General features: G+C 67.9%; 16 protein-coding genes. 10 read left to right on the plus strand and 6 right to left on the minus strand.

Translation table 11 applies throughout. The features are described 5' to 3' along the window. Positions 1-82 precede the first annotated feature (82 nt). Both GXW78_RS10345 and GXW78_RS10350 read right to left on the minus strand, forming a co-directional pair. Positions 83-763, minus strand: coding sequence for an amino acid ABC transporter permease (locus tag GXW78_RS10345; protein ID WP_211868501.1), 681 nt, complete (start codon positions 761-763; stop codon positions 83-85). Further along, positions 757-1632, minus strand: a complete 876-nt coding sequence (locus GXW78_RS10350) for a transporter substrate-binding domain-containing protein (RefSeq protein ID WP_211868502.1) — start codon at positions 1630-1632, stop codon at positions 757-759. Before GXW78_RS10350 ends, GXW78_RS10345 begins: the two co-directional genes overlap by 7 nt. Between GXW78_RS10350 and GXW78_RS10355 the strand changes: the two genes are divergently transcribed. From GXW78_RS10355 to GXW78_RS10370, 4 genes are all read left to right on the plus strand, one after another. Continuing rightward, entirely contained in the window at positions 1631-1813 is a 183-nt protein-coding gene (locus GXW78_RS10355; protein ID WP_211868503.1) for a hypothetical protein, read from the plus strand. The two genes, GXW78_RS10350 and GXW78_RS10355, sit on opposite strands and share 2 nt — an antisense overlap. 223 nt (positions 1814-2036) lie before the next feature. Then, entirely contained in the window at positions 2037-2987 is a 951-nt protein-coding gene (locus GXW78_RS10360; protein WP_211868504.1) for a branched-chain amino acid transaminase, read from the plus strand. A 117-nt stretch (positions 2988-3104) separates the two neighbouring features. Continuing rightward, positions 3105-4109 carry an Ldh family oxidoreductase gene (locus GXW78_RS10365; protein ID WP_211868505.1) on the plus strand — a complete coding sequence of 335 codons (1005 nt, stop codon included), beginning with the start codon at positions 3105-3107 and terminating at the stop codon, positions 4107-4109. Then, a complete protein-coding gene (locus GXW78_RS10370; RefSeq protein ID WP_211868507.1) occupies positions 4106-6412 on the plus strand; it encodes a xanthine dehydrogenase family protein molybdopterin-binding subunit in 2307 nt (768 codons plus the stop codon). Before GXW78_RS10365 ends, GXW78_RS10370 begins: the two co-directional genes overlap by 4 nt. Here GXW78_RS10370 and GXW78_RS10375 read toward each other — a convergent pair. From GXW78_RS10375 to GXW78_RS10390, 4 genes are all read right to left on the minus strand, one after another. Continuing rightward, positions 6385-7173 carry a PhzF family phenazine biosynthesis protein gene (locus GXW78_RS10375; protein WP_211868509.1) on the minus strand — a complete coding sequence of 263 codons (789 nt, stop codon included), beginning with the start codon at positions 7171-7173 and terminating at the stop codon, positions 6385-6387. The genes GXW78_RS10370 and GXW78_RS10375 overlap by 28 nt on opposite strands. After that, complete coding sequence (locus GXW78_RS10380; protein WP_211868511.1) at positions 7173-8486, minus strand: NAD(P)/FAD-dependent oxidoreductase; 1314 nt, start codon at positions 8484-8486, stop codon at positions 7173-7175. Before GXW78_RS10380 ends, GXW78_RS10375 begins: the two co-directional genes overlap by 1 nt. Continuing rightward, entirely contained in the window at positions 8483-9457 is a 975-nt protein-coding gene (locus GXW78_RS10385; RefSeq protein WP_211868512.1) for a Bug family tripartite tricarboxylate transporter substrate binding protein, read from the minus strand. Before GXW78_RS10385 ends, GXW78_RS10380 begins: the two co-directional genes overlap by 4 nt. Positions 9458-9601: 144 nt before the next feature. Then, entirely contained in the window at positions 9602-10384 is a 783-nt protein-coding gene (locus GXW78_RS10390) for a class II aldolase/adducin family protein (protein ID WP_211868513.1), read from the minus strand. A gap of 83 nt (positions 10385-10467) precedes the next feature. Here GXW78_RS10390 and GXW78_RS10395 point away from each other — a divergent pair, with 83 nt between their 5' ends. From GXW78_RS10395 to GXW78_RS10420, 6 genes are all read left to right on the plus strand, one after another. After that, the gene (locus tag GXW78_RS10395) at positions 10468-11394 is read left to right on the plus strand and encodes a LysR substrate-binding domain-containing protein (RefSeq protein WP_211868514.1); all 927 of its coding nucleotides are present in this window, start codon (positions 10468-10470) and stop codon (positions 11392-11394) included. Beyond that, positions 11366-12322: a LysR family transcriptional regulator gene (locus GXW78_RS10400; RefSeq protein ID WP_211868515.1), complete on the plus strand. Its 957-nt coding sequence runs from the start codon at positions 11366-11368 to the stop codon at positions 12320-12322. The genes GXW78_RS10395 and GXW78_RS10400 overlap by 29 nt, the downstream gene beginning before the upstream one ends. Before the next feature lie 98 nt (positions 12323-12420). Then, on the plus strand, positions 12421-13797 hold the full coding sequence (locus GXW78_RS10405; RefSeq protein WP_211868516.1) for an aminotransferase: 1377 nt from the start codon (positions 12421-12423) through the stop codon (positions 13795-13797). A 277-nt stretch (positions 13798-14074) separates the two neighbouring features. Further along, positions 14075-15079, plus strand: a complete 1005-nt coding sequence (locus GXW78_RS10410) for a Bug family tripartite tricarboxylate transporter substrate binding protein (RefSeq protein ID WP_211868517.1) — start codon at positions 14075-14077, stop codon at positions 15077-15079. 10 nt (positions 15080-15089) lie between these two features. Beyond that, positions 15090-16181 carry an ABC transporter ATP-binding protein gene (locus GXW78_RS10415; protein ID WP_211868520.1) on the plus strand — a complete coding sequence of 364 codons (1092 nt, stop codon included), beginning with the start codon at positions 15090-15092 and terminating at the stop codon, positions 16179-16181. Further along, complete coding sequence (locus GXW78_RS10420) at positions 16178-17227, plus strand: ABC transporter substrate-binding protein (protein ID WP_211868521.1); 1050 nt, start codon at positions 16178-16180, stop codon at positions 17225-17227. Before GXW78_RS10415 ends, GXW78_RS10420 begins: the two co-directional genes overlap by 4 nt. Positions 17228-17232: the final 5 nt, after the last annotated feature.

A 17232-nucleotide genomic window follows, 5' to 3' on the forward strand; every position in this document is an offset into this window, starting at 1 on the left:
ACGAATTCATCTGCCGCTCATGGGCCGCAGAGCCGCATAGATTCACAGCAAATCCACACCACGAAATGCCGGGACCAAACATCTACTCCGGCACCGCGAACCGTCGTTCGGCGTAGCGGACCAGCCGGCTCACGCAGAAGATGACGGTGAAGAAGAACAGCGCCACGACCGTATAGGTCTCGATCGGGCGGAAGGTGTCGGAGGAAACGCGCGACGCCATCTGCACGATCTCCGGATAGGAGACGACGGCGGCGAGCGAGGTCGCCTTGAACAGCTCGGTCAGCCGCGTGAAGAAGACGGGGATCATGCGGCGGATCGCCTGGGGCAGGATGATGTAGCGCAGCGTGGTGCCCAGCCCCATGCCAAGCGCCTTCGCGGCCTGCCACTGGCCTGGTCGGATCGATTGGATGCCGCCGCGGAACACCTCCGCCATATACGCGCCCGTCTGCAGGCCGAGCGTGAGGGAGACCGCTGTGAAGGTGTCGAAATCCACCCCGACGAGAAGGGGGAAGGCGAAGAAGAACCAGTAAATGAGCACGATCGACGGCGAGGTGCGGAACATGTCCGTATAGACGACCGCGATCCATGAGATGACCGGCAGCCGCGACAGCCGCAGCAACGCGACGAACAGGCCGAGCGGAATGGCAATGACCATCGCCATGCCCGCGAGGCGGAAGGTGCCTTTCGCTCCTTCCAGCAGCAGTTCCCGATGGCGGAAGACGGCCGCGAAGTCCCACTCATAGCCCATGAATGGCGTTACCACGCCTCGCGCTGGATGGCGGTCGCGCGGCCGGGCTCGAGGCCGCGGAACGTCATGAACTCATCGTAGAAATTCTGCGTCAGGCCGCCGTTGTAGAAGTATCCGATGACGGTGGAGAGGTAGTTGGCCCACCGCGAATCCGCTTCCTTGCGGACACCCGCGCCGGCCGGCACGGCGACAATCGGGCGCGGTATCAGCGTCTTGCCGCTGCGCAGCCGGGCGATCGCGAGGTCGGACCCCGGCGCGGTCAGGAATGCCGCCTGAATCCGGTTCGACTGCCAGGCGGCGAGCATCTCGCCCGTCTGCTGGTAGCGCTGGATATTGGCACGTGGAGACATGCGCGTCAGCGTCTGGTCCGTCGAACTGCCGAGCACGACGCCGCAGTTGATGGCGGGATCATTCAGCTGCGTCCACGTCGTCGGCTCGAAATTGTTCTTCGCCAGCGCGGCGACGGGGTACCAGAGCACCGGGGAAGGCACGAAGTCGATCGCGAGCGCCCGCTCCGGTGTCGGGTCGAGGATGAACATAGTGTCGATTTGGTTCGCCTGCAGTGCGGCGACGGCGGTTCCCCAAGTGACCTCGACCATCTCGAGCTGGACGTTCATCGCCTTAGCGATGGCGTCGCCGAGACGCGGGCCGATGCCGCGCCAGGTGACATCGCCGATGCGGACACCACCCGGCGCTGCGTTGTTGGTGGTGTCCTTGAAATACCAGGGTTCCGTGAGCGCCGCGCCGACGCGCAGGCGCTTCGTCGTCATGATCTGTTCCCAGGTCGATGTCGGCGCCGTCTGCGCCTGTGCGGTGCGGGCACCAAGCAGTACGCCTGCAGCAGCGAGCCCCGGCAGGAGCCGACGGGAAAGGGGTGTTTGCATGATTCAAGCCTCCTCGATCTACGCCGTGCGGCATTTGGCCGCTGCGTCGGTCATCGAGCGGGATCACGACGGCGTCCTGATGCCGTCGCACGCCCGCTCCAGTGAAGCCGCGTCGTCTCCCAATGCGAACGGTAAGCGCATCGCAGGTGCGCCGCCTATCCCCTCGATGCGATTTTTTTGACTGATGCTCGTGAGGTCGTCGCGCGGCATCCGTATCAGCGTCCATCTCGCCCCAGGAAGAGTCCTGGTCCGCATGGAAGGAAAGGGGACCGCGGGTGCAAGGGAAACTCACCGCTATGCGCGGCAGTCATACTTCGCTGCGGCAGAACTCAGTTCTGGCCTAGACGATGCTGCAGGAGGCTGCCCATGCGGCAGTGCCCGCATGTCTCCTCGGGAGTTGGTCGATGGTGCAGGATGCGGACTTCGTATGGATGGACGGCGAGGTCGTGCCATGGGCCGCAGCAACAATTCACGTCGCATCGGAGGCGATGCTCCGCGGCGCCAGCATCTTCGAGGGTGAGCGCGCCTATTGGAGCGCCGAGCACGACGAGCTGTACCTTTTCCGCCACGAGGAGCACTTGCAGAGGCTGCGCCAATCGGCCCGCGTGATGCGCATGTCGATCCCCTTCACCGATGCCGAGATCACGGCCGGCTGCGTCGAGCTAATCCGACGCCACGGCTGGCGCGACAGCGTGCATCTCAGGCCGGTCGTGTATTTCGGCGAGGGCGACGCGCACGCCTTCCGCCCGCAGGACATCCGCACCGGCGTCTTCATTCTTGCCTTCCAACGATCCAGCAAGCCGTCGCTGTTCTCCGGCATCAGGAGTTGCGTCAGCACCTGGCGCCGCAATCCCGACGTCGCGGCGCCCTCCCGCGTCAAATCGGCCGCGAACTACCACAATGCGCGCCTCGCCCAGGTCGAGGCTTCCTTGAACGGCTTCGGCACCCCGGTGATGCTCAACCTGGCGGGCAAGGTCTCGGAGAGCCCGGGCTCCTGCTTCATGATGGTTCGGAAGGGCACCGTCGTCACGCCGCCGGTCACGGCAGATATCCTGGAGAGCATCACCCGGGAGACTCTGATCACGCTGCTGCGCGATGAGATGGGCGTGCCGGTCCTGGAGCGGGACATCGACCGGAGTGAGCTCTACGTGTGCGATGAGGCTCTGTTCTGCGGGAGCGGACAGGAAGTACAGCCCATCGTGTCGATCGATCACTATGAGATCGGTGCCGGCACGCCCGGCCCGATCACCGCCGCGCTCCAGAAGCTCTACTTCGAGGTCGCGCGCGGCCTCCACGAGCGATACCGGCATTGGCTGACGCCGGTTTACCGGCAGGCGGCGATGGTTGAACAATGACAGCAATGCCGCGGCACGTCTTGCTTACCGCCCGGCGGCCGTCGACAGCGTCAGGGACTGGCGTGAAACCTGCAACGGCACGCCAACTATGCAGCACAACAAGCCGGAGGTAGTCGGGTGATCATCGCTGAGGCGGCGCTAGCCGCCATGATTGGCGCCGCCTTTGAGCGTCATGGAATGAGTGCCCGCAACGCCGCCCTCGTCGCTGCGGTGGTGGCGGCCGCGGAGCGGGACGGTGCCGCGAGCCATGGCCTGATGCGCATGGACGGCTACATCGCGACGCTGAAGAGCGGGTGGGTCGATGGGGCGGCGGACCCGGTGGTCACGCAGCCGGCGCCGGCCATCGTCGCGGTCGACGCACGCAACGGTTTCGCGCAGGTAGCTTTGGCGGCGGTGCGCGACGTGGCGGCGGCAACGACACGGCAGCAGGGTCTCGCTGCGGTCTGCATTCATGATTCGCACCATTTCGCAGCACTCTGGCCGGATGTTGAGCCCTTTGCCGAGCTCGGCCTGATCGCGCTGACCGTGGTGAATGCGCGCAGCCGCGTGGTGGTGTGGGGCGGCCGGAAGAAGACGCTCGGCACCAACCCCATGGCGTTCGCCTGCCCGTGCAGCGACGGCCCGCCGATCGTGTGGGACCAGGCTTCGAGCCAACGTGCCCAGGGCGAGGTGCTGAAGGCGCGGCTGGCCGGCCGGTCGGTGCCCGAGGGGATCGGCATCGATGCGGCCGGCAATCCGAGCACCGACCCGGCGGCCATTCTCGACGGTGGCGCGCTGCTCCCGTTCGGGGGGCACAAGGGCGCTGGCATTGCCTTCATGGTCGAGGTGCTGGCGGCCGCCATGACCGGTGGGCGCTTCGGCTTCGAGGACGAGTCGGCAAAGTTCCCGGGCGCGCAGACATCGCGCGCGGGCCAGTTCCTGCTGCTGATCGACCCGGCGCGCGGCCCAGGGGGCGACGTTCCTGGCCGTATCGCATCGCTTGTCGCGATGCTGCGGGACGCCGGCGCAGAGCGCCTGCCGGGTGATGCGCGCCACCACCGGCGCGTACGCGCCGCGCGTGACGGCATCGAGGTCGAGGACGTGGCCTACGCGAAGCTTCGCGCTTTGGCGGAAGGGGTATGACCGCAGAACGCGGCACGTCTCGCCGCCGGCTTGAAGACGATCGCTTCCTTCGAGGGGCCGGGAATTACGTGGACGACATCGCGGTGCCGGGCGCGCTGCATGGCTATATGGCCCGGTCCCCGCACGCGCACGCGCGCATAGTATCAGTGGATACCGGCGCGGCCGCCGTCATGCCAGGCGTCCACGCCATCTACACCGTTGAGGATCTGAAGGCGGACGGCCTCGGCCCCCTGCCCTGCGTGGCGAAGGTCGCGACAGTGGGTCCCATGATCGTCCCGCCCCGGCCGGCACTCGCGGACGGCGTCGTGCGGCATGTCGGCGATCCGGTGGCCTTCGTCGTTGCCGACAACGCTCATCTGGCGCGCGACGCCGCCGAGGCGGTCTGGGTAGAGTACCACATGCTGGACCCGGTGGCTGACGGCACCGCTGCGCTCGCAGATGGCGCTCCCCTGATCTGGCCCGAGGCAGCCGGCAACCTCGCCTTCCATTTCCGCAAGGGCGATGAGCAGGCGGTCGAGGCGGCACTCGCCGGCGCGGCCACGGTGGTTGCGCTGGATCTGGTGAATAATCGCGTCGCCGCCGTGCCCATGGAGACGCGCACCGCCATCGGCCGGCACGATGCGGATACGGATGCCTTCCTGCTGCAACTCAGCGGCCAGGCCGTGCACGGCATCCGTAGCCAGCTCGCCGAGCATGTCTTTCGCGTGCCGCCGGAGCGCATCCAGCTTGTCGCACCGGATGTGGGCGGCGGCTTCGGTCCGAAGAACTTCCTGTTTCCCGAGTATGTCCTGCTGCTGTTTGCGGCACGTCGGCTGGGCCGGCCGGTGCGCTGGGCGTCGGAACGCATGGAGGATTTCTTCGCCACAGTGCATGGCCGTGACAACCGCACGCATGCGCGGCTCGGGCTCGATGCGGAGGGGCGGTTCGTCGCACTGCATGCGCGCACGGTCGCCAATATGGGCGCCTATCTCTCCGGCGGCGGGCCGGGCAGTTCGACGAACGCACCCGGAACGGCCATGGGCGGAATGTACGCGATTCCGTCGATTTTCATGGAAACGCGCGGCGCCTTCACGAACACAGTGCCGATCGATGCCTATCGCGGCGCCGGCAAGCCGGAGGCGAACTACATCATTGAGCGGCTCGTGGATCTCGCCGCCCATCGCCTCGGGATCGAGCCGGCGGAGCTGCGGCGACGCAACGTTATCAGGGCGTTTCCGCACAAGACGGCGATGGGCATGACCGTCGATGGCGGTGCCTTCGGCGAGGGCATCGATCATGCGCTCAAGGTGGCCGACGTCGCGGGTTTCCCCGCGCGGCGCGTCGAATCCCAAGCGCGGGGCATGCTGCGCGGCCTCGGCATCGGGTGCTTTCTCGAGACCTCGCGCGGCCAGCCCGGCGAATGGGCGGCGGTGCGGTTCGGTCCTGACGGCATCGTTGACCTGGCAGTCGGCACGCAGTCCAACGGTCAGGGGCACGAAACCAGCTTTCCTCAGATCGCGGCGGATCTCCTCGGGCTTCCCGTCGAGGCCTTCAGGCTCGTGCAGGCGGACACGCGCGTCGTGGCGCGCGGTCATGGCCATGGCGGTGCCCGTTCCCTGCATATGGGCGGCGAAGCGCTGGTGCGCGCGATCGACGCGGTGCTCGCGAAAGCGAAGCCGCTTGCCGCGCAACTCCTGCAAGGCGCCGAGCGCGACCTGACCTTCGCCGATGGCCGCTTCGGTACAGCGGACGGACGTGGTGTCGGCCTGCTCGATGTCGCGGCGGCGGCGCGCGACGCTTACGCGCCCATCGACGCCGAGGTGGACAGCGACCTCGACCTCGTCACCTTCCCGAATGGCTGCCAGGTCGCCGAGGTCGAGATCGATCCCGAGACCGGCCTGGTGCGTCTCATCCGCTACACGGCAGTCGATGACTATGGGCGCCTGATCAATCCGATGCTGACCATCGGCCAGGTCCAGGGCGGACTGGCGCAGGGCATCGGCCAGGCGTTGCTCGAAGAGGTCGCCTTCGATCAGGAGACGGCGCAGATCCTGACGGCATCGCTGATGGATTACGGCCTGCCGCGCGCCGAGGATCTTCCAGCGCTCGACGTCATCTGCCTTGAAGTGCCGACAGCATCGAACAGGTTGGGCGTGAAGGGCTCGGGACAGGCCGGCTGCATCGGCGCACCGCAGACGGTGATGAATGCGGTGCTCGATGCGCTGGCGCCGGTGGGGATCGAGGCGCTCGACATGCCGGCGACGCCTGCCAGGATCTGGCAGGCGATCCGGGAGGCTCAGACGGCGATCTCGCCGCGCAGGTAAAAGGCGCAACGGCCGGCGAGGCCGACGCGCCCATCCTCGCGCATCGTGCAGCGAAACACGCCGCCGCGCGGCGATGCCTGGCGCGCCTTCAATACACGCTTGCCGAGGCGCTGCGCCCAGTACGGCGCAACGGTGGCGTGCGCGGCACCGGTCGCATGATCCTCCGCGATGCCATGACCCGGCGCGAAGAACCGCGACACGCAATCATAGCCGCCATCGCCGGGACCGGTGACGATGATGGCGTGACGGTCCGTTCGCGCCAGCGCTGCGATGTCGGGCGCGAGGCTCTCCACCTCCGCGGCGCTCTCGCAGATGACGAGATAGTCGCGCCCGGCGAGGACCTCGCGCGACGGCAGGCCGAGCGCCGGCAGCAGGCCGGGGTCGGCCTCAACCGGCCCGGGTGGGCGCGTCGGGAAGTCCAGCTCGTAGAGACCATCTTGGTCCCTGGTCACGGTCAGCGTGCCGGCAGGCGTCGTGAAGCCGATGGAACTTGCGTCAGGGAGCATCTCCCCGAGCACGAGCGCCGCCGTGGCGAGCGTCGCATGGCCGCAGATCGGTTCCTCGATGGTCGGCGTGAACCAGCGCAAGGCGAAGCCGCCATCCCGCCGACGCAGGAAAGCCGTCGTGGTCTGGTTGTTCTCCGCCGCGATCGCCTGCATCAGCGTATCGGGCAGCCAATCCTCGACCAATACTACCGCGGCCGGGTTGCCGCGGAAGGGCCCCTCGGCGAAGGCGTCGATCTGCCAGATCGGAAGGCGCATCAGCCAGCCCCTCCAAGTTCGGCCCGGTCGCGAAGCCGGTACCAGGACATCAGCGTACCGACGAGCGGCGCGGCGAAGGGTCGAACCACGATGGGACGCAGCGGCGTGACGGGCATCAAAGTCTCGGCCCGGTCGCCATCGAGCAGCCGCGATGCCATCTCGCGGCCGAGCAGCGTCCCGAAGGCGATGCCGCGCCCGGAGAGCCCGATGATCGCCCAGGCGCTGTCGGCCAGGCGATGGACGTGCGGATACTGGTCGGCGGTCATATCCACCCAGCCGGTCCAGCTTTCCTCGAAGCCGATATCACCGATTTGCGGGAAGAGCCGGCGCAAGCGCCGCGCGGCCATATCGGCGTAGGTGGGGCCGCTTCGGCCGAAGCCCGCGCCGTCGACGCTGAGATGCACGCGCCCATCCGGCAGCAACCTGATGCCGGAGTATAGCCGCCGCGTATCCGTCAACGACTGCCCGCCCGGCAATATGGACGCGCGCAGATTCGCCGAAAGTGGCGCCGTGACGAGTTGATGGGCGCGGATCGGGATCACGGATTGCCGAAGCCCAGGCCATAGATCGTCCGCATAGGCACCGGCGCAGACCACGACCTTGCCGGCTAGCACTGAGCCGCCAGAGGTCCGCAGGCGCCAGCCGCCCTCCTCGGACGCGATCGAAGTCACGCGGCTCCGGCCATGCAGCCGCACACCCACGCGTTCGGCCGCGCGGGCAAGGCCATAGGCGTAGGCCAATGGGTTGATGTGCCCACCTCGACGATCGATCATCGCGGTCGTGTAGCGCCGGCTGCCGATCATCGTCTCGCATTGCGCAGCGTCGAGCATCTCGACCGGCGCCTTGCGCGCGGTCCAGAACGCGACGCGATCACGCAGCCCACCTTCGCCGGTCTTCGCGTGGGCCGCGAAGATCAGGCCGCTGCGCTGATCATCGCAGGCGATGCCATGTCGGTCGATGAGATCCCAGACCACGGCGGGTCCCTGGCCCAGCGCGTCGATCAGGCGCGTTCCTGCCGCGTCGCCAAAGTGATGAAGGATGTGCGGCTCGCCATGCTTGGCATAGGGGACGACCTGGCCGAAGGCGCGACCCGTGCCGCCGGTGGCCAGCCCGCGCGCTTCCAGCAGCACGACCGAGACGCCGCGCTCAGCCAGATGCAGCGCGGCGCTCAGCCCTGAGAAGCCGCCGCCGACGATCGCGACCTCGGCGATGACATCCCCGGCGAGGGCAGGTACCTCGGGCGGTGTCGCCGCCGCCCGGGCATAGGTGGTGGGAAGGGGCGCGGGGTCGTCGAGAGGAATGAAGCCGCTCATGCGGGCTGCACGCCTGCTGCGCGAAGCATCGGCACCCAGCGGTCGAATTCCTGGCGCATGTAGCGCGCGGCGCTCTCCGGCGTGGAGTCATCGATGACGGTCGCGCCGCTGTCTTCAAGCCGCTGACGGATCGCCGGGACCCGGACCGCGCGATTGGCTTCCGCATTCATGCGCTGCAGGATCGCCTGTGGGGTTCCGGCGGGTGCCCAGATCATCTGCCACGTGTATGCCTCCCAGGTCGGAAGGCCGACTTCCACGGCGGATGGCACATTCGGCAGTTGGCGCATGCGGTCGCGCGAGCTCACCGCAAGCCCGCGCAGCTTGCCGTCGGAGATGAGCGACAGTGCGCTCTGGCCGATCTCCATGACGAAGGCGATGCGTCCGGCAAGCAGGTCGGGAATGGCGGGGGAATTCCCCCGGTAGTGCACCGCCGGCATCTTCAGCCCTGCCTCGGCCAGGAACAGTTCGGAGGACATGTGCCCCGCGGTTCCCTGCCCACCCGATCCGTAGGGAATCTGATCGGGCCGGGCACGGACATAGGCGATGAACTCCTCGACGGTGGTGGCCGGCACGACATCGGGGTTCACGACGAGTACCGTCGGGATCTGCGCGAGAAGCGCGACCGGGGCGAAGTCCTGCACGGGATCGAATGGTAGCGACCGGAACATCGCCGGCGTCAGCGCCAGGGAAACGGTGCCGTAGAGCATGGTGTAGCCATCGGGTGGCGCCTTCGCGACGACATCGGCACCGGAGACGACGCCGGCGCCGGTGCGGTTTTCGACCACCACGCGCTGGCCAAGTTGCTGCGACATCTGGTCGAAGATCACCCGGCCGACGACGTCGGTCGGGCCGCCCGCCGAGAAGGGGATGATCATGCGGATGGGCCGGTTGGGCCAGTTCTGTTGCGCCTGTACGGCACCAGGCAGTGCGGAAGCAACGGCGATCGTGCCAAGGCTACGACGTGACAGCATGATGTGAAGCTCCTGTCCTGTTGTTGTTGCCGCGACTGTTGGTCGGGTTCCTGTGGCCGTTCTTTCTTGAGGCCTTGTCGTTGGGCACGTGTGGCGGGTCGTCGGTCGCACGCATGGTCTGCAATTGCGGTGCCGTTCGCGCCGTCACTCCCGCCAGGACGGATCGACGGCATCGATCCGCCGCAGCAGGCCTTCCCATTCGAGCGAACCATAGGTGCGCGACTTGCCCGGCGCGTACATGGCGCAGGACTTTTCGACCACCTCCGCATTCGGGATCTCCAGCGGCGTGTTGCAGGCCATCGCCTGTAGCTGCGCCTGGCAGGCGCGTTCTAGTCCCCACATGGCGACGAAGGCTTCCGCCACGGATGCGCCCAGCGTCAGCAGGCCGTGGTTGCGCAGGATGCAATAGTTCATCTCGCCAACCGACCGCGCGAGGGAGTCGCGCTCCGACGGATCGCGTTCGGGCCCGCGGAAACCATGATAGGCGATGCGCCCATAGAAGCGCGTCGCCGTCTGGGTCAGCGGCAGGAGGCCGCATTTGAGCGCGCTGACCGCCATGCCCGCGATGGTGTGGGTGTGCATCGCGGCCATCGCATCCGGCCGGGCGCGGTACAGCGCGGAATGGATCGTGAAGCCGGCCGGATGCAGGCCGTAGGGAAGGTCGGGACGGTAGAGAACCTCCCCGTCCAGCGTCACCTTGAGCAGCGAGGACGCCGTGATCTCGCCGAACAGCAGGCCGTTCGGATTGATCAGGAAGTGGTTCGGGCTTTCCGGCAGCCGGGCGCTGATATGGGTGTAGATCATGTCCGACATGCCGAACTGCTCGCACAACCGGTAGCAGGCGGCGAGGTCGAGCCTGGCCCGCCATTCGGCATCGCTGACCGACCCGCGCAGGGGAGCGATGGCGATACGGCTTGCGTGAGTCATCCCGAAGCATCCTGTCCCGACGTTGAGACCCAGCGTCGGGCTGACTTGGCACGGCCAGAATAGTCGCTGTAGGCTCGCTCGGTATGAACGGGGATCATACCTGGCCGCTCCGGACCCTGCCGCTCGGAGCGCTGGCGGTGTTCGATGCCGCGGCACGCCATCGGAACATGGTGCGCGCCGCTACGGAACTAGGCATGACCCAAAGCGCGGTCAGTCGCCGCATCAGGGCGCTGGAGGAGCAGCTGCACGAGCAGCTATTCAAACGCGGTCCGCGTGGCCTCATGCTCACGGAAGCGGGCGACCTGCTTGCGGACTATGTCAACCGCGGCCTTGGTGAGCTGGCGACCGGGCTCCATCGGCTCGGCCAGCCGAAGAAGCGGACGACGATCGCGGTCACCGCGTCGCGAACCTTCGCGTTGCGTGTGCTGGCACCGCAGATCAGCAGCTTCGTCCGGCGGCACCCCTGGGTCAGCCTGCGGATCGACAGCCACCGCTATACAACGAGCCTCGAACGCTCGGATGTTGATGTGGCGATCCGCCTGGGCACCGGGAACTGGACGGACGGCGTCGTCCTGCCGCTCAGCCGCGAGCGCCTGGTTCCCGTCTGCACCCCGTCGATTGCCATGGCCGCACAGAGCATGAACCTCGGGGACTTCCTGCGCGGGCAGATCCTCCTGCACTATGCGGAGAGGCCGCATTGGGTGGATTGGCTCAGGACGGCCGGCATCGACCCGTCGCTGGCTGAGCACGGGCCGCGGTTCGGTGAGACGGCACTCGCCCTGGCCGCTGCCGAAGCCGGCCAAGGCATTGCGATCGCCCGCAGCATCCATGTGCGGCAGGCGCTGGCGGACGGCAAGCTGGCGGTCCCGGCGCCCATCAGCATCGAAGACGGGCTTGCCTACTACATGGTCGCGACCGAGGCAGCCCTGCGCCGTACGACGGTGCAGGCCTTCGTTGCGTGGTGCCAGAGCGAATTCGCCGATGGATCGTCGCTGCCGGCGGAAGCCTGACGGCGGCGCGGAGAGCGAGGCGATGTCGATCCATCTCGACATGACGACGGCGCGGCTGTTCGTCTCGGTCATGGAGGAGGGCAGCATCTCGCGCGCGGCGCGGCGGGAGGCGATCGCGCCCTCCGCCATCAGCAAGCGCATCAGCGACCTGGAGCTTCGGCTCGGCCATGTCCTGCTCATTCGCCACGCGGGCGGCGTCGAACTGACGACCGCCGGCGCGGCCGTGCTGCGCCGCGCACGGAACCTGGTGCATGAGGCCGGGCAGCTCGAAGCCGAGTTGCGCCTGCTCGGCAGCGGCGTCACCGGTCTCGTCCGCATCGCTGCGGGCGAGACCACGCTGATCAGCCCCCTGCCAGAGTTGCTCGGCACCTTCCTGCAGAGCAACCCGGGCATCCGCGTGGAACTGGACGAGCGCCTTCATGCGGAGGTGCTGCGGGCCGTGCAGGAACAGGCGGCCGACATCGGCGTGCTGCCGGCCGAGAGCATTCCGCCCGATCTCTGGGCGCGGCCCTGGCATCGCGACCAGCTCGTCGCCGTCATGCGGCCGGATCACCCGCTGGCCGATTATCCGGGCGTGACCATGGCGGAGATGCTGGACCATGACCTGATCGGACAGGACCGCCGGGCGGCGCTCGGCGCCCTGCTGGGCCGGCAATCGGCGGCGCTGGGGCGGTCCATCCGTAGCCGGGCCAGCGCTGACGGCTATGACGTCGTCTGCCGGCTCGCCCAGCATGGGCTCGGCATCGGCATCGTCGCGGAGAGTTCGGCGCGCCTGTTCATCGAAGAGATGGGCCTGGTCGCGCTGCCGGTGCTCGACGCCTGGGCGCGGCGGCAGCATCGGCTCTGCACGCGCGATCCGGAACGGCTATCCCCTGCGGCGCGGCTTCTTCTGGATGCACTTCTCGCTTCGGCAGGGCACGAGGACTGACCTTTCTCGATTCGAGAAGGCCCCTTGCCGAATGACCATTTCCGAGGTCGGCCGAGTGCGTTTCACGATCCTGTCGCATCTCGGCAGCAGGATCTTCCATGACGCATTTTTCGGCCAACAGCCCGCACGCCCGTGACATCGCGTCGGTGCTGCACCCGCAAACCCATGCGGGCCGCCACCAGGAGCTCGGGCCGACGATCATGACCGGCGCCGACGGCATCTTTGTCCGCGACGATGCCGGCAACGTCTTCCTCGATGCCGGGGCGGGCCTGTGGTGCGCCTCGCTCGGCTACAACAGCGAGCGTCTCGCCAAGGTCGCCTACGATGCGATGCGGACCCTCGGCTATTACCAGATCTTCCGACATGCCTCGCACGGCCCGGCGATCGACCTGTCTGAGAAGCTGCTCGAACTTGCTCCCGTGCCGATGTCGAAGGTGCTGCTCCAGTGTTCCGGCTCCGAGGCCAATGACACGGCGGTTAAGCTCGTCTGGTACTATTGGCATGCGCAGGGCAAGCCGGAGAAGCGCAAGATCTTCTCGCGCCGCGGCAGCTACCACGGCTCGACCTGCGTCACGATCAGCCTGACCGCCAAGCCGGACTATCATGCGGGCTTCGGCCTGCCATTCGACGGCTTCCTCCATACGGATTGCCCGAACTACTACCGCGACGCGCTGCCCGGCGAGACCGAGGAGGCGTTCTCGCAGCGCCTCGCCGACACGCTCGAGGCACAGATCATGGCCGAGGACCCCGAGACAGTCGCCGCCTTCTGGTGCGACCCGGTGCAGGGCGGCGCCGGCGCGCTGCCGCCGCCGCGCGGCTACTTCCAGAAGATCCAGGCCGTGCTGAAGAAGTACGACGTGCTGATGGTGGCCGACGAAGTCATCTGTGGCTTCGGTCGCACGGGCGCCATGTGGGGCTGCGAGACCTACGGCATGCAGCCCGACATGATCAGCTGCGCCAAGGCGCTGTCCGCCGCCATGCAGCCCGTCTCGGCCGTGCTGCTGAATGAGCGCATCTACCAGGCGGTGGTCCGGCAATCCGACAAGTACGGCGCGTTCATCCACGGCTACACCTATGCCGGGCACCCGGTCTGCACCTCGGTCGCGCTGGAGACGTTGCGTATCTATGAGGAGATGGACCTGATCGACCACATCAAGTCGGTCGAGCCAGTCTTCCTGCGCGAACTCGGCGCGCTGACGGACCATCCGCTCGTTGGCGACTTCAGCGGTGTCGGGCTGATCGGCGGCCTGGAACTCGTGCGCGACAAGGCGACGAAGGAGAACTGGCCGGGCGAGGTCGGGCTCGGCGCACGCATCGACCAACATGCGCGGGCGAACGGCCTGATCCTGCGCATCGTCGGCAATCGCATCGCCTTCTCGCCGCCACTCATCATCACGGCGGAAGAGGTCCGGGAACTGGCGCGCCGGATGCGTGCCACGCTGGATGCCGTGTACGCCGAGGTGAGCGCGCTCTGACCGGGCGGCGGACGGCATGGTCACGCCCTGGGATCGACGGACCGCCGCGATGAAGACCTCGGGTCTTCTCGTGGCGCGCCGTGACCCACCCACCTCGGCGCTGCGCCGCTGTCGCCGGGCGACGCCATGGCTGCGGCAGCCCGCCACACAACAACGCCGACAAGGCGGTGCCCCGCCCCCGCGCGAGGTCGTGACGCGCCTCGCCAACACGCCCGCAGGAGGGGACCGATGAGGATGCCAGCACGGATGCTTCACCCTGTGCCGGAGATCGACTGACATGGCGACAACACTTCGAACAACGCGGCGCGCCGCACTCTTCCTCGGGGCGGCGGCGGCAGTGCCGCGTCCTGCGTTGGCGCAGGCGTATCCAAATCGCGTCGTCAGCATAGTGACCGGCTATGCCCCCGGTGGGGGCACCGACGTCGCCGCGCGCATCGTCGCCGAGGCGATGCCGCGGCATCTGGGCGCCGACGCACGGGTCATCGTCGAGAATCGGCCCGGCAGCGCCGGCACGATGGCGACCGAATGGCTGACGCGCCAGCCCGCCGATGGTCACGTCATGATGCTGACCGAGGGCGGCGCCGCGATCACCGCGCCGGCGGTGGTGGTTGGCGGAACGCGCTACGACCCGATCGAGGACTTCACGCATCTCGGCTTCATCAGTCGTCCGCCGGCCGTGCTGGTGGTGTCGCCGAGCCTGGCCGCCGACACGGCGCAAGCCACGCTGAAACGGCTCCGTGATGCGCCGCGCGGATCCCTCACCTACGCGAGCTCCGGCTTCGGCGGCACGATCCACATCTGGGGCGAGATGGTCTCCCGCGAGCTCGGCCTCGATGCGGTCCACGTGCCCTATCGCAGCGGCGGCCAGATGGTGCAGTCGATCATGATCGGCGAGACGCAGTTCGGCGTGTCCTCCATGGCATCGGCCGTTCCGCTGCTCCGCGAGGGCCGGATCAAAGCCGTCGCGCTGGTGGGCAGTGCGCGCTTCGCCTCCATGCCCGACGTCCCGACCTTCGGCGACCTCGGGATTGTCGGCTTCGAGATGGGCAGCAACTTCATGATGGTCGGTCCGCCCCGCATGGCCGACGCCGCGGCCACGACGATCAATGGCGCACTGATCGCCACGCTGGCCGAACCTATCGTAAGGGAACGGCTTGCCGCCGCGGGCTTGCCGGCGGCCGAACCGCCGAACGGCATCGCCGAGGCGCGCGCCGAGATGCAGCGTAACGTTGCCAGGATGCGCGCGATGGTCGCGCAGACCGGCATTCGCGTGCAGCCGTGATGCATCGGGCATGACCGAGCGCTTCGTCGCCTTCGATGGCGTGACCAAGACTTTCGCCGGCGGGGTGCACGCCGTCCGGGACTTGAATCTCGACATCGCCCGCGGGGAGTTCGTGACCTTCCTGGGACCATCCGGCTCGGGGAAGACTACGTCGCTGATGATGCTTGCCGGGTTCGAGACGCCGACCGCAGGCAGCATCCTGCTGGACGGCCGCTCGCTCGATCGGCTGCCGCCCTACCACCGGGGCATCGGCATGGTGTTCCAGAGCTATGCCCTGTTCCCCCACATGACGGTGGCGGAGAACATCGCCTTCCCGCTCACCGTCCGCCGGCGCCCGCGGGCGGAGATCGAGGATGCCGTGCGGCAGGCGCTCGACCTCGTGCAACTCACCGCCATGGGCGGGCGGCGGCCGGCCCAGCTGTCCGGCGGGCAGCAGCAGCGCGTCGCCCTGGCGCGCGCGCTGGTGTTCAAGCCGCCGCTCGTCCTGATGGACGAACCGCTCGGCGCGCTGGACCGCCAGCTTCGCGAACATATGCAGATCGAGATCAAGCACATCCACGCACGGCTCGGCGTGACGCTGGTCTATGTCACGCACGACCAGGGCGAAGCGCTGACCATGTCGGACCGCATCGCGATCTTCCGTGACGGGTCGCTCCAGCAGGTCGGTTTACCTGGCGAGGTCTATGAGCGCCCTCTCACGAGCTTCGTCGCGCAGTTCGTCGGGGAGAGCAACCAGTTCGCCGGAACGCTCCGGGATGTCACCGGCTTGGTGGAGCTCGACGGCGGATGGCGCATGCCGGCAACCATCGTCCACCCCCTCGCCATCGGCGCCCGAACGACCGTCTCCGTGCGGCCGGAGCGCATTCGCCTCAGCCGCGACGACGGTGCAGCGGGGGCGGTGCAGGAGCTGATCTACCACGGCGACCACCTGCGCGTCGTCGTCCGCACCGACCACGGCCATGCCGTCTTCGCCAAGCTTCTGGCGGGAGCGGTGCCGGCATGGGTTCGCGATGGCGCTGCGATCCGGGTGTCGTGGGACGCCGCGGATGCCCGGGCCCTCGATGCCCTGCCCAACCATACGACAGAGGAGAAGCTTCAATGATCTGGTCCCTGGCGAAGCGCGCGCTGACCGTGCTGGCGCTCGGCGCGCTCCTGGCTCCCGGCGATGCCGCCGCCCGCGATCTCACCGTGGTGGGATGGGGCGGGTCGAGCCAGGCCGCCCAGCGGCGGGTCTATTACGAGCCGTTCACCGCGCAGACGCGCGTGCCGATCCAGGAGGATTCGTGGTCCGGCGGCCTCGGCGTCCTGCGGACCCGCGTGCAGGCCGGCAATGTCACCTGGGACGTGGTGCAGGTCGAAGCGGATGAGCTGCAGATCGGCTGCGACGAAGGGCTGTACGAGCGCATCGACTGGGCGGCGATGGGTGGCCGCGATTCCTTCATGCGGGAAGCTGTGAGCGACTGCGGCGTCGGCGCCGTCGCGTGGTCCGTCGGCCTCGCCTATGACGGCGCAAGGCTGCGGGAAGGCCCGACATCCTGGGCGGATTTCTGGAACTTGCAGCGCTTCCCGGGCCAGCGGACGCTCCGCCGCGGCCCGAAGTACACGCTTGAGATCGCCCTGATGTCGGACGGCGTTCCGGCGTCGGAGGTCTACAACCTGCTGCGGACGCCCGCGGGCGTGGACCGCGCGTTTCGCCGCCTCGATCAGATCAAGCCGAACATCGTCTGGTGGACGGCCGGCGCGCAGCCGGGCCAGCTTCTCGCCTCCGGCGAGGTCGTCATGGCGGCCGCCTATACGAGCCGGATGTTTGCCGCCCGGCGGGATGACAACCGCGACCTGCGCGTGGTCTGGAACGGCAGCATCTTCGCCGTCGATCACTGGGTCGTGCTGCGCGGGTCGTCCAACCGCGACAACGCGATGCGCTTTATCCAGTTCGCGACCCGCCCGGAGAACCAGAGCCGGTTCCCCGCACTGTCCTTCCAGGGCGTGACGAACCTGCAGGCGGCGCTGCCGTCGGATGCTGGCGTCGCGGCCAGCCTGCCGACGCAGCCGGACAACCTGCGCGTCGCCATGCCGCTCGATGTCGAGTTCTGGGTGGACAACATCGAGGAGCTGACCCAGCGGTTCAACGCCTGGGCCGCGCGGTAAGGGAA

Source organism: Neoroseomonas terrae (genome assembly GCF_018129025.1).
In the GTDB taxonomy this organism is placed as follows: Bacteria; Pseudomonadota; Alphaproteobacteria; order Acetobacterales; family Acetobacteraceae; genus Neoroseomonas; species Neoroseomonas terrae.

Excerpts from the sequence above, each read along its gene's own strand:
- GXW78_RS10355 (WP_211868503.1), top strand. The coding sequence starts at position 1,631 with ATGATTCAAGCCTCCTCGATCTACGCCGTGCGGCATTTGGCCGCTGCG.
- GXW78_RS10380 (WP_211868511.1), bottom strand. The coding sequence starts at position 8,486 with ATGAGCGGCTTCATTCCTCTCGACGACCCCGCGCCCCTTCCCACCACC.
- GXW78_RS10400 (WP_211868515.1), top strand. The coding sequence starts at position 11,366 with ATGGATCGTCGCTGCCGGCGGAAGCCTGACGGCGGCGCGGAGAGCGAG.
- GXW78_RS10390 (WP_211868513.1), bottom strand. The coding sequence starts at position 10,384 with ATGACTCACGCAAGCCGTATCGCCATCGCTCCCCTGCGCGGGTCGGTC.
- GXW78_RS10360 (WP_211868504.1), top strand. The coding sequence starts at position 2,037 with ATGGTGCAGGATGCGGACTTCGTATGGATGGACGGCGAGGTCGTGCCA.
- GXW78_RS10385 (WP_211868512.1), bottom strand. The coding sequence starts at position 9,457 with ATGCTGTCACGTCGTAGCCTTGGCACGATCGCCGTTGCTTCCGCACTG.
- GXW78_RS10395 (WP_211868514.1), top strand. The coding sequence starts at position 10,468 with ATGAACGGGGATCATACCTGGCCGCTCCGGACCCTGCCGCTCGGAGCG.
- GXW78_RS10420 (WP_211868521.1), top strand. The coding sequence starts at position 16,178 with ATGATCTGGTCCCTGGCGAAGCGCGCGCTGACCGTGCTGGCGCTCGGC.
- GXW78_RS10370 (WP_211868507.1), top strand. The coding sequence starts at position 4,106 with ATGACCGCAGAACGCGGCACGTCTCGCCGCCGGCTTGAAGACGATCGC.
- GXW78_RS10375 (WP_211868509.1), bottom strand. The coding sequence starts at position 7,173 with ATGCGCCTTCCGATCTGGCAGATCGACGCCTTCGCCGAGGGGCCCTTC.
- GXW78_RS10405 (WP_211868516.1), top strand. The coding sequence starts at position 12,421 with ATGACGCATTTTTCGGCCAACAGCCCGCACGCCCGTGACATCGCGTCG.
- GXW78_RS10350 (WP_211868502.1), bottom strand. The coding sequence starts at position 1,632 with ATGCAAACACCCCTTTCCCGTCGGCTCCTGCCGGGGCTCGCTGCTGCA.
- GXW78_RS10415 (WP_211868520.1), top strand. The coding sequence starts at position 15,090 with ATGACCGAGCGCTTCGTCGCCTTCGATGGCGTGACCAAGACTTTCGCC.
- GXW78_RS10410 (WP_211868517.1), top strand. The coding sequence starts at position 14,075 with ATGGCGACAACACTTCGAACAACGCGGCGCGCCGCACTCTTCCTCGGG.